The 12,125-nt window shown below is 66.6% G+C and carries 10 protein-coding genes; 1 reads left to right on the forward strand and 9 read right to left on the reverse strand.

Annotation, left to right across the window (positions count from 1 at the left end):
- Positions 1-36: 36 nt before the first annotated feature.
- From NA5_RS27420 to dapA, 4 genes are all read right to left on the reverse strand, one after another.
- Positions 37-2,625: a DNA translocase FtsK gene (locus NA5_RS27420; RefSeq protein WP_062991081.1), complete on the reverse strand. Its 2,589-nt coding sequence runs from the start codon at positions 2,623-2,625 to the stop codon at positions 37-39.
- 100 nt (positions 2,626-2,725) lie between these two features.
- Positions 2,726-3,352, reverse strand: coding sequence for a TIGR03085 family metal-binding protein (locus NA5_RS27425; protein WP_062991084.1), 627 nt, complete (start codon positions 3,350-3,352; stop codon positions 2,726-2,728).
- Positions 3,353-3,540: 188 nt separating this feature from the next.
- Positions 3,541-5,520: a ribonuclease J gene (locus NA5_RS27430; protein ID WP_062991086.1), complete on the reverse strand. Its 1,980-nt coding sequence runs from the start codon at positions 5,518-5,520 to the stop codon at positions 3,541-3,543.
- Between the two features lie 67 nt (positions 5,521-5,587).
- Positions 5,588-6,496, reverse strand: a complete 909-nt coding sequence (gene dapA / locus NA5_RS27435; RefSeq protein ID WP_062991088.1) for a 4-hydroxy-tetrahydrodipicolinate synthase — start codon at positions 6,494-6,496, stop codon at positions 5,588-5,590.
- A 147-nt stretch (positions 6,497-6,643) separates the two neighbouring features.
- Between dapA and NA5_RS27440 the strand changes: the two genes are divergently transcribed.
- Positions 6,644-7,093, forward strand: a complete 450-nt coding sequence (locus NA5_RS27440) for a toxin-antitoxin system HicB family antitoxin (protein ID WP_062991089.1) — start codon at positions 6,644-6,646, stop codon at positions 7,091-7,093.
- Between the two features lie 41 nt (positions 7,094-7,134).
- Here NA5_RS27440 and NA5_RS27445 read toward each other — a convergent pair whose 3' ends face one another.
- The 5 genes from NA5_RS27445 to NA5_RS27465 form a co-directional block, all read right to left on the reverse strand.
- The gene (locus NA5_RS27445; RefSeq protein WP_062991157.1) at positions 7,135-8,346 is read right to left on the reverse strand and encodes a winged helix-turn-helix domain-containing protein; all 1,212 of its coding nucleotides are present in this window, start codon (positions 8,344-8,346) and stop codon (positions 7,135-7,137) included.
- Between the two features lie 31 nt (positions 8,347-8,377).
- Complete coding sequence (locus NA5_RS27450) at positions 8,378-9,391, reverse strand: DUF8320 family protein (RefSeq protein WP_062991159.1); 1,014 nt, start codon at positions 9,389-9,391, stop codon at positions 8,378-8,380.
- Positions 9,384-10,670: an ATP-binding protein gene (locus tag NA5_RS27455; protein WP_062991091.1), complete on the reverse strand. Its 1,287-nt coding sequence runs from the start codon at positions 10,668-10,670 to the stop codon at positions 9,384-9,386. The genes NA5_RS27450 and NA5_RS27455 overlap by 8 nt, the downstream gene beginning before the upstream one ends.
- Before the next feature lie 66 nt (positions 10,671-10,736).
- A complete protein-coding gene (locus tag NA5_RS27460; RefSeq protein ID WP_062991093.1) occupies positions 10,737-11,420 on the reverse strand; it encodes a response regulator transcription factor in 684 nt (227 codons plus the stop codon).
- 119 nt (positions 11,421-11,539) lie between these two features.
- Positions 11,540-11,950: a flavodoxin family protein gene (locus NA5_RS27465; protein WP_062991161.1), complete on the reverse strand. Its 411-nt coding sequence runs from the start codon at positions 11,948-11,950 to the stop codon at positions 11,540-11,542.
- Positions 11,951-12,125: the final 175 nt, after the last annotated feature.

Here is a 12,125-nt window from a genome sequence, read left to right on the forward strand (position 1 = left end):
CCACCGGCGGTGAGAATAGCTGCGGCCGAAGCATTTTCACAGCTCCGGGTTATCCGGCTCCGCGTCCCCGCCGCCGCGGATCGTCCACAGCAGACCCTCGAGCTCATCGGGTTTGATGAGCACGTCGCGCGCCTTCGACCCCTCACTGGGGCCGACCACGCCGCGGGTTTCCATCAGATCCATCAGGCGACCGGCCTTGGCGAAGCCGACGCGCAGCTTGCGCTGCAACATGGAGGTCGAACCGAATTGTGAAGTGACGACCAGTTCCACGGCCTGGAGGAAGACATCCAGATCGTCACCGATATCGGGGTCGACATCCTTCTTCTCACCGGCCTTGGCGGCGGTGACACCCTCCTGGTATTCCGGTTCGGCCTGGTTCTTGGTGAAGTCGACGACCGCGTGGATCTCCTCATCGGAGATGAACGCACCCTGCAGTCGGGTCGGCTTGTTCGCACCCATCGGCAGGAACAACCCGTCACCCATACCGATCAGCTTCTCCGCACCCGGCTGATCGAGAATGACCCGGGAATCCGTCAATGACGAAGTGGCAAAGGCCAATCGGGACGGCACATTGGTCTTGATCAGACCGGTGACCACGTCCACCGAGGGTCGCTGCGTCGCGAGCACCAAGTGAATGCCCGCGGCGCGGGCCTTCTGGGTGATGCGCACGATCGCGTCCTCGACATCACGGGGCGCGGTCATCATGAGGTCGGCGAGCTCATCGACAATGGCGAGGATGTACGGATAGGGCCGGTAGACCCGTTCGCTGCCCAGCGGCGCGGTGATGGCACCCGACTTGACCTTGTTGTTGAAGTCGTCGATATGGCGCACCTTATTGGCCTGCATGTCCTGGTAGCGCTGTTCCATCTCCTCCACCAGCCAGGCGAGCGCGGCGGCGGCCTTCTTCGGCTGGGTGATGATGGGGGTGATGAGGTGCGGAATGCCCTCGTACGGAGTGAGTTCCACCATCTTGGGGTCGATGAGGATCATCCGGACCTCGTCCGGAGTCGAGCGCGCCAGCAGCGATACCAGCATCGAGTTCACGAAGCTCGACTTACCGGAACCGGTGGAACCCGCGACCAGCAGATGCGGCATTTTCGCGAGATTCGCCGAGACGAAATCGCCCTCGATATTCTTGCCGAGACCGATCACCAACGGGTGGTGATCGTTTCGAGTCGAGGGCGCCTTGAGCACATCGGCCAAGCGCACCAGTTCGCGGTCGGCGTTGGGCACCTCGATACCGACGGCGGACTTACCTGGAATCGGGGCGAGCAGCCGAACATTCTCGGTGGCGACGGCATAGGCGATATTGCGGGCCAGCGCGGTGATCTTCTCGACCTTCACCCCCGGACCGAGTTCCACCTCGTAGCGGGTGACCGTCGGGCCGCGCACGAAACCGGTGACCGCCGCGTCGATCTTGAACTGTACCAGCACCTCGGTGATCGCCTCGATCATCGATTCATTGGCGGCACTGCGCTTTTTGGGCGGATCGCCGTCGGTGAGCAGCGTCAGCGGCGGCAGCGTGTAATCACCCTCGACCTCGCGGTCGGTGATGAACTCCAGCTGCTTCGGCGGCGGTGGGGTCTGGTCCTCGACCTTGATCGGCGTGCGCTTCTTCGGCTTGGGCTTTTCTTCGGGCGCCGCCTCTGTCGCAATCGGTTTCGCATCGCGCAATGGCGGTTCGCCGATGATCTCGGTGACCGCATCGGAGCCGCCGAATTCGTCGGGCGGGTAGTTCTCCTCGGGGGTGCGCCCGCGCCGCTTCGACTTGGTATTGCGATACAGCGGGAATCCATCCGCATCGTAATTGGTCGGATCGAAATCGGATTCGCCGTCGTAGTCACCGTATTCGTCGCCGCCACTGCCGGTGCCGAAGTACTCGCGCAACCGTTGCGGTACCTCGCGCACTGTGGTTCCGGTTACCAGCAGGACACCGAAAACGATGGCCAGCAACAGAATCGGCACCGAAAGCCAGGCGGTGAGCCCGTCGGTGAGCGGCCCGCCGACCACGAAACCGACGAAACCCGCTGCGCGCGAACGCCCGTGCGCATCGGTCGGCGATCCGGCCGCGATATGCCACAGACCGAGGATCGGCAATCCGATCAGCAATCCGCCGAGCACCAGCCGCGGCCTGATCTCCGGACGTGCCTCGGTCCGCATCAGGACAATGGCGATTCCAGTGGCCACGAACGGCAATCCAGCCGAAGCCGATCCGGAGACCGCGCGAATCGCCTCCTCGACCCAGTGCCCGATCGGTCCGCCCGCCGAGAGCCATACCGCGGCCGCGATCACCGCGCTGACGGCGATGAGGGCAAGCGCGATGCCGTCGCGACGATGTCCGTGTTCGATTTCGCCCGCCCGACTCACGGCCCTGGTGGTGGCGCCGAGACCGCGCGCGAGCATATTCCAGCCGCTGCTGATCCCCCGGCTGAACACCGCGAGCGGTGCGGTATTCGACCTGCGCCGGACCGGGCGCCGCACCGGTGTGGTGCGGCCGCGCGGCGCGGGCGAGCGGCGTTGCGCGGTGGTGCGAGCCTGGCCCGAACGAGATGCCGCCGTGGTCCTCCCCCGGGCCGATCCCGCCCGCGCACGAGTGGTCGTGGAGCTGCGGGACTTACCTGCCATGGACTCAGGCTAGCCGCAAACGCCCCATCCAGACCATCAACCACATGAGTATCGCAGGTCGCACATCCACCTACCCGAGTATTTTGGCATGTTGGTGCGATTACAACGAGCGATCAGTCTCGAGAACAGCCCGCACATCGGCTGGATCACCCGCGGTTTCGATCCGGACCTCATCGCGGCCGAAGGCATGCAGCAGTAGTTCCGACGGCATGCCGGTCAGCGTCACCGGGGCCGTTCCCGGCTTCGTGTGCACCACGACCCGCCTGCCGTCGTGAGTGGCCAATTCGACGGTGACCGGCGCTTTGCGATAAGCCATCCGTCCCATTCGACGCAGCCCCGACCACAACTTGTCCTCATCGGCGGCAGGCAACTCACGCGGCTCCCAGCCGGGTACCCCGCGACGCACGTCCTCGTGATGGACGAACATTTCGGTCAGATTGACGACGGCATCGAGCGGTTTGAGCGGGGACCACCACGGCGGGCCGGAGCGCACATCCGCCAGCAGGTCCGGAAACGGTCGCCGCGCCGCCTTGGCCTGCACCGACTCCAGATATCCGGCGAGCGGTTTCAGCATGATGCCGGGGGACGCGTCCGGGCGGCGTTCCCGAACCACCAAGTGCGCGGCCAGATCTCGCACCGTCCAGCCGCCGCACAGCGTGGGCGCGTCCGGCCCCGCCGCGGACATCGTGTCCACCAGTGCCGCACGTTCCCGTTGCGCCATGCTCATCTGGCGAACATATCCGATGCGGTGTCGGCACGGCAGTCCGACTCGCACCGGGTGTGCCCCGAGTACCGGGAGGCCCTATGAATACGGTGCCTCGCCGGATCGCTGTCCACCTCGCACTACGGCGCAATAGCTCCGGACAACACGAAAACCGCCGGATAGCAACGGCTTCCGGCGGTTTCGGGTAGGGGTCAGACGCCGATGACCGTCGGCACGATCATCGGGCGGCGACGATAGGTCTCGGCTACCCAGCGACCGACCACCCGCCGCACACTCTGCGCGATCCGGTGGGTATCGGTCACCCCCTCACCGGCCAGCCGCAGCAGTTCGATTTCGACGAGTTCCGCGGCATCGACGAGTGCGGTCGGATCATCGGAGAATCCGCGCCCACTCACCTCCGGTGTGCTGACCGCCTTACCCGTGGTCGAGTCGACCGCGAGGGTGATCGAGATGAACCCGCCCTCGCCGAGCACGAGCCGATCCGAGAGCGTCGATTCACCCACATCGCCGACCGAGAGTCCGTCGACGTACACATGCCCGACCGGCACGCGCCCCACGATCGAGGCGATCCCGTCGACCAGATCCACCACGACGCCGTCCTCGGCGAGCACCACCCGATCCTCGGCCACACCGGTCGCCACGGCCAGCGCCGCATTGGCGCGCAGATGCCGCCATTCGCCGTGCACCGGCATGGCATTGGTGGGCCGCACCGCGTTGTACAGGTACAGCAATTCACCGGCGGAGGCGTGTCCGGAGACGTGCACCTTCGCATTCTGCTGGGTGATCACCGTGGCGCCGAGCCGCGACAGCCCGTTGACCACCGCGAATACCGAATTCTCGTTGCCAGGGATCAGCGAGGAGGCGAGCACCACGAGATCGTCGGCGCGGATATTGATCTGGCGGTGTTCACCGCGCGCCATCCGCGACAGCGCTGAGAGCGGTTCGCCCTGCGAGCCGGTCGAGATGAGCACCAGCCGATCGCCCGGCAGGGTCGCGGCGACATCGAGATCGACGACCACACCGTCGGGCACCGTCAGATAGCCCAACTCCTGCGCGATCTCCATATTGCGCACCATCGAGCGACCGACGAAACACACTCGCCGCCCGTACTTCTGGGCGACATCGACCACCTGCTGAATGCGATGCACGTGGCTGGCGAACGAGGCGACGATCACCCGGTGCCTGGCCTTGCCGATCACCGTATCCAGTACACCGCCGATTTCGCGTTCCGGCGTGACGAAACCAGGCACCTCGGCATTGGTGGAGTCCACCAGGAACAGATCGACGCCCTCGTCACCGAGGCGGGAGAAACCGGCCAGGTCGGTGAGGCGACCGTCCAGGGGCAGCTGATCGAGTTTGATATCGCCGGTGTGCAGGGCGACACCGGCGGGCGTGCGGATGGCGACGGCGATGGCATCGGGAATCGAGTGGTTGACCGCGAAGTATTCGCAACCGAACGGGCCGTGCGTGGTGTGCTGGCCCTCGATCACCTCGACCAGCTTGGGACGCTGCCGGTGCTCGCGGCATTTCGCGGCCACCAGCGCGAGGGTGAATTTCGAACCGACCACCGGGATATCGGCGCGCAGGCGCAGCAAGAACGGCACCGCACCGATGTGATCCTCGTGGCCGTGGGTGAGCACGATGGCCTCGACATCATCCATCCGGTCCTCGATGGGCCGGAAGTCGGGCAGGATCAAGTCGACGCCGGGCTGCTGGTCCTCCGGGAAAAGTACGCCGCAGTCGACGATGAGGAGTTTGCCGCCGTATTCGAATACGGTCATATTGCGGCCGATTTCGCCGATGCCGCCGAGGGCGAAGACGCGCAGACCGTTCTTGGGCAGCTTCGGCGGGGCGCCGAGTCGGTCGGCTGCTGCCCGCTCGACGGGAGCCGCAACGGGTTGCTCACCGCGTCCGCGTCCGCGCTGCTGACGGCCGCGGGCCGGTCGGCGGGGCTGCTCGGCCGGGGCCTTCAGCGCGGCCTTTTTCGCGGGGGCCTGCTCCGGCGCGCTCTGTCGGGACGTGGTATCGGACCGCGATAGGTCACCGACGTCGGATTGCGCTGGCTGATCGGACCTTTCGGTGCTGGTCGGCGGACGCTGTGCGGCGGGTTCGGGCGCGCCCGCGGGCCGGGTCGCGCTCCGGCGGGGGCGACGGCCTGCTGCTTCAGTCATGACTGCACCTCGCTACGGGTCGGTTCGATCATGTCTGACAATGTGGTGATTCTGATTCGCTCACTCCTCATGAAAGCACCCCTGCCAGCCGGAGGTCGGCGGCGAGGGCATCGAGTTGTTCGGTGGTCGGCATCAATTGCGGCAGACGCGGTTCGCCCGCATCCACACCGAGCAGACGCAGCCCGCCCTTGCTCATCGCGACGCCGCCCAGTCGCGACATCGCGGCATTCAACGGCAGCAGGCCCGCATTGATCTCGCGGGCGCGTACCACGTCACCGGCGGTGTAGGCATCGAGCAGGGCACGCAGCCGCTCGGGCACGAGATGTCCGATGACGCTGATGAATCCGGTCGCGCCGACCGAGAGCCACGGCAGGTTCAGCGCGTCGTCACCGGAGTAGAAGGCCAGATCGGTATTCGCGATGAGATCGGCACCCGCGTTCAGATCGCCCTTGGCATCCTTGACCGCGACGATGCGCGGATGTTCGGCGAGTTTGCGAATGGTGTCGCTGGCAATGGGAACCACCGAGCGCGGCGGAATGTCGTACAGCGTGACCGGCAGGTCGGTGGCGTCGGCGACGGCGGTGAAATGCGCGATCAGGCCGTCCTGGGTGGGCCTGGAGTAGTACGGGGTCACCACGAGCAGGCCGTGCGCGCCCGCGCGCTGGGCATTGCGGGCGAGTTCGATCGAATGCGCGGTGTCATAGGTGCCCGCGCCCGCGATGACGGTGGCGCGCGCCCCGACGGCATCGACGACGGCGCGCAACAGATCCGCCTTCTCCGATTCGGTGGTGGTCGGCGATTCCCCGGTGGTACCGGAAATCGCCAGCAAATCGACGCCGCGGTCGACCAGGCGGGCCGCGAGCGCGACCCCGGCATCGACATTGAGCTTGCCGTCGGCACCGAAGGGGGTCACCATCGCGACACCAACTGCGCCGGAGGCGCGCAGCTCCCTAGGCGTCGATTCACCGTTCGTCATGGTCAGAAAGGCTACCCGCTCCCGGGAACAGCCTCGACACCCTCATTGCCGAACGGCCTGCCACGGCGAGTGATTCACCCCCCAGTATCTGATCATGATGTCAAATCCGCCCTTGAATGACATCATGTTTGGCGTCACACTGATGTCATGGATTTGAATAAATACACCGCCCGGCTACGCGAAGACCTGATCGCCGCCGCCGCACTCGGTGACGAAAAGACCCAGGCCACCGCCGCCGCCCTGGCCGCGGCGACCGAGAGCTCGGCGCGATTGGCGCTGCTCGCGGCGTTATCGGAACTGGCCGCAGAGGTCAGCACAGAGCTCGGCGACCGCACGGTTCACGTCTCGGTGGACGGGACCGACGCGACCGTCGACGTCCGCAAGAATCCGGCGGCGGAAAGCGAGCATCCGACGTTCGAGGAGATGACCGGCGATATCAGTCGGGTCACCCTGCGGATGGTCGAGCAGTTGAAGGCCAGGGCCGAGGAGGCCGCCGCCGCCAGCGGAGTCTCCTTGAACTCCTGGCTCTCGAATGCCGTCAGCGGGGCACTGCGCGACCAGATGCGCGGCTACGGAGGCCCCAAGCGCGACGTTTGAAGAGAGGCGACCCGGCGCCGCGACGAAGACACCTCCGAAGGTTAGCGAGAAGTTGACAGTAGCGGCGCGAGATCGCCGCGCTCGCCGATGACCACCTCATCCAGTTCCAGCCAGTCCGCCATCTCGCGAAGCGCGACCGCCAGGGCCGCAGCGGTTTCCGGTGTGCGGTGGCCCGGCTCGGCGAACGCACCCGGCACCAGGAGCCTGCCCGACGCGCGCTCGGCACGGAGGTCGACGCGTCCCACCAGTTCTCCGTTCAGGAGGAACGGAAACACGTAATACCCGTGCACCCGTTTGGGTTCCGGGGTGTAGATCTCGAGCCGGTAGTGGAAGTCGAAGATCCGCTCGGTGCGGGTTCGGAAGAAGATGAGTGGATCGAAGGGGCACAGCAGGGCAGCACCCTCGATCCGGCGCGGCGTCGAGGCGCCGACGCGCAGGTAGGCGGGTTTACCCCAGCCCGCCACCTCGACCGGTTCCAGCTCCCCGGCATCGACCAGCTCCGCGATGGCCGGTTCGGTTTGTGAGCGGTGCAGCCGGTAGTAGTCGCGGAGGTCGGTCTCGGTCGCGACGCCGAGTGCGGTGCCAGCGCGCAGGACCAATTCACGCACCGCCTCGGTCTCGGATACGTTGCGCGCCAAGATCTCCGGCGGGATCACCCGCTCGGCCAGGTCGTAGTGGCGGGTGAATCCGACGCGCTTGTCGACCGAGAGCGCACCCGCGGCGAACAGCGCCTCACAGATCATCTTGGTATCGCTGAGATTCCACCACGAGCCCTTGGGGCGCGGCTTGTCGAGCTCGAGGTGGCGTTCCACCTCACCGGCAGTGGACGCGCCAACCTCGGTGATGACGTCGAGAATGTCCCTGCCGAGGGTGGGATTGCGTTCGGTCACCCGGCGCATGCCACTCCAGCGGCCGTGTTCGTATTTCCGCATCCGCCAGCGCATGAGCGGCCAGTCCTCGACCGGGATCAGCGCGGCCTCGTGCGCCCAGTATTCGACAAGTCGCCGCGGACGTCGCACACCATTGCTCCAGGCGGCCTCGTCCAGCACCGTCCGGTCGTAGCCGCCGATCCGACTGAAGACCGGCGCGTAGTGTGCGCGCACCACCGCCGATACCGAATCCAATTGCAGCAGTTGGGTTCTGCCGAGCACATCGAGGATCGTCCGCCGGGTCGGCGCGGCCGGTTTGCGTCGCCCGAAACCCTGCGCGGCCAGCGCCGTCCGACGCGCCGCGGCCGCACTCATCGTCCGCATGATCACGACAATGCCATGGGGGTACGACAGATTACGTCGAGACCGAGACCTTGCCCGCGGTATCGATCTCGGTGCGCCGATCCCGATCCGGTGCGTTCGCGAGCACCGTGGCCAGCACCCGTCGGCCCATCGGCAATACCCGCACGGTCACCGAACCGGCATTGGCCGCATCCAATTCCCTGGTCGCCGATTCGATCACCTGCTGGCGCACCCATTTCGGCACCCCGGCGAATCCGCCGTCATCGAGCAGCACCACCTCGACCCCGCGCGAACGCGCGCCGCGAGCGGCACTGCTCAACTCGTCGGTCACCAATTGCGGTGCGCGCAGGCTGTCACGCAGTTCGGCCTCCAGCAGCCTGCACTCTTCCCGTTCGGCCGCAGTGAGTTCGGCGCCTTCGGCAATACGTTCCAGAATCGGCCGGGCCACCTTGTCCAGCCGGGCCAGTTGCCGATCCCGCTCGCCGTTCTGGGCGGCCATGGTCGCCTCGGCGGCCGCGCGCATGGTCGCCTCCTCGCGCAGCAGCCGCAGCGAGCGCTGCATCGGCCGCATCACCGCCGCGCCGATGGAAACCCCGGCCACCGTGGCGATCGGCACGATGGATCCGATCACCACCCGCAATCCGTTCGTCGCACCGACCACCGCGATCACCGCCGCGATGCCCGCGACACCGCACCACGCCACACCCAACCGCCCGCGCACCACCAACACCGCGAGCACATACGACGAAGCGAATGCGGTCCACACCTGCTTGGACATGCCGTGGTCGATACCGACGGCGGTCAAAGCCGCCGCGATCGGACCGGCAGCGGCCACCGCGATGGCGGCGGGCAGCGGCAGTGGATCGACCGGAATCACCAGAACCAGCACTCCGGCACCGGCCACCAACACCAGCGCGGTCGCCGCCAGGAGCAGCGGCGATTCGGCGAAATTGCGCACCATGTACAGCAGGATCGTGGCCTCGAAGACGACCAGGAAGAGCCAGGCCGAGCGGTCCCGCAGACCGAGCAGATCGCGCAGGCCGAATTCGTTCTCGGTATCAGCCATCGCCACCCCAGACCAAGGTCACCGTGGTGCCCTCCCCCGGTTGGGATTCCACGAACCCGGCACCACCGGCCAACTGGCGCATCCGGCCGAGGATGCTGACCGAGACGCCGAGCCGATCGGCGGGCACCCGGTCCAGATCGAAACCCGCGCCGTCATCACGGAATACGACGCGGATACCACCCGCACTGATCGTCACCGTGACGGTGCGCCGCACAGTGCGGCCCGCAACGGTGGCGTGGCGCAGACTATTTCGGGCCGCCTCGGCCAGCGCGGCGGCGATGGTGCCCGCCGCATGCACGGGAAGGCGCAGGTCATCGAGTCCGGCCCAGCGGCGCGCGGTGAATCGGATGCCCGGATTCACCTCGTGGATCGCCGAGCGCAGGAAGCCGATCGCCGATTGCGCGTCCAGTCGGTCGGGTTCGGCATTGGTGCCGCGACATTCGTCGAGTTGCTCCAGTGTGCGTTCGGCCTGACGGCGCAGCACCGGCGATTCGGCACCCGCGCGCGAGGCGTCGAGCAGCGTCGAGAGCACCGCATCGTGGATCAGTGCGGCGAAGCGCGCGCGCTCACGATCCCGGGCCGCGGCACCGGCCACGGCGGCCGCGCGTCGGCTCGCGATCACCGATTCCCGGTCCACCCGCGCTGCCGCCGCGAGCGCGAAGATGCAGCACCACAGGAACAGTGCGCACAGACCAGCGGCCCTGGCGAAATCGCCGACCAGGGACCAGACCGACGTGGTGGGCACCGCATACCGGTTACCCAGTGCCGCGGTTGCCGCCGCTACCAGTAAATAGCCGGTGGCGATCGCGGGACGCCAGGCCAATACGGCCGCGAGCACGCCGAGCGCGAGCACTCGATACATCCACACCGAAGTGGTGTCGGTCAGCGGCACGGCATAGATGAACGGAATGGTCGCAAGCGCCGCAAGATAACTCACCGCGGCCGCACCTGCGACCACGCGAATCGCCCTGCGGCCCATGGTGAACGAGACGACCGCGAGCACCGGGAACCAGCCCAGCGCCACGCCGACCACCAGGCTCGCCCACGGGCCGGAGACGAATTTGGCCTGGTCGGCGATGTCGGGAAGCTCGACGATCGCGACGATTACACCGGCGATTCCGACGGCCAGCCCCATGCGGCGCAGAATGCGATCCGAGGCCGCTTCGACAATCTTGTCCCTGGACACCGCGATCCGCCCACGACGCCATCGACTCGCCCGGAACGGGTCGACGGAGCTCGCAGTGGTGGTAGAGGTGTCCAGCGCGCTGGACGCGGTCATACCTGCGCCTCGCCGGCGCTCGGCTCCGGTATGCCCGCGATTGCGGCTGTGTTCATGGCCGCTCGCTCATGCCCTGGGATGCCGCTCGGGAACGGGGAGCCATCCGTCCTCAACCGCGCGCTTGTAGAGGTCGGTCTTGGTGGGAGCCGGACGGCCCGCATCGGCGTACTTCTGCCGGATACGCCCCAGATAGTCGTTGACAGTCTGTTCGGACAGGCCGGTCAGTCGCGCGACGCGGGAAGCCTTCTCGCCAGAGGCGTAAAGGGTGAGCACCTCTTCCTGGCGCGGGCTCAAACCAACGTCGGACAATTGCGGATCGCCATCGATGGCTGCGGCCCAGTCCGTGGTCACCACCAGCTCACCGGAGGCCGCGCGGCGCACCGCCGCGACCACCGTCGGCACATCCTCGGATTTGCGCACCACGCCGAGCACTCCGGCCTTCGCGGCGGCGCGCACCAGGAATGCGTTATCCGCACCGGTGAATACGAGGACCTCGACACCGCGGTTGCGCAGCGCGCGCACATTGTCTTCGGGCGAGGAGCCGTCGGCCAGTCGCAGATCGAGAACCACCAGATCCAGCGGGGCGCTATTCGCCGCCGCCGCAAGCAGTTCCGGTACCGTCCCAGCGGTCAGCACCAGATCGAGATCAGGTTCCGGCGCCAGCATCGCGGCAAGTCCGATCGCCACCGATTCGTGGTCTTCGACCAGCCCGATCCGGCGCGGTGCTGTTTCGCCCCCTTCGGCCCACATCACCTCGATACTCCGTTCCCGAGCAAACTCGTCCACATCCCCGCCGCTACAACGTCGCCTCGTAGTATGCCCGGCGGCACCGGATGCCGGTCAGACACCAAAATTCGGGGGACAGCGCATTACTCTATGAGCTGCGCCGCGACGGTCGCGCCGAGCTCCCAGCACTGCTGGATCTCCTCTTTACCGGGCGCTCCCATCACGATGACCGGCGCGGCGACCTGTTCCCATCCGAGTCCGGTGGTAACGCTTCGCACGCCGCGCTCGGCCCCTTCGGTGCCCTCATTGCCGTGCAGATAGAAGCCGAACGGCCGACCGCGCGTCGAGTCGAGGCACGTGTAATAGAACGTGTCGAAGGCATGTTTGAGCGCACCGGACATATAACCCAGATTCGCCGGGCTACCGAGCAGATAACCATCAGCGGCCAACACATCGCTCGCGGTGACCGCCAGTGCTGCCCTGCGCTCGACCTGCACCCCTTCGATCTCCGAATCCGTCGCCCCCGAGACAACCGCCTCGAACATGGCCTGCATATGCGGTGACGGAGTGTGATGGATGATCAGCAGCCGAGGCACACCCAGCAGCGTACTGCCGCCCTGGAAATCGAGTGAATTCAAGGCTGCCCGGCTATTGACTAGCGACAAAATGCGAGGAAAATAGAGATTTACACCAGAAGACCGGAAAGTGCCGAAGAGTCGGCGGAGACGT

The organism is Nocardia anaemiae NBRC 100462, assembly GCF_001612725.1.
GTDB classification, from domain to species: domain Bacteria; phylum Actinomycetota; class Actinomycetes; order Mycobacteriales; family Mycobacteriaceae; genus Nocardia; species Nocardia anaemiae.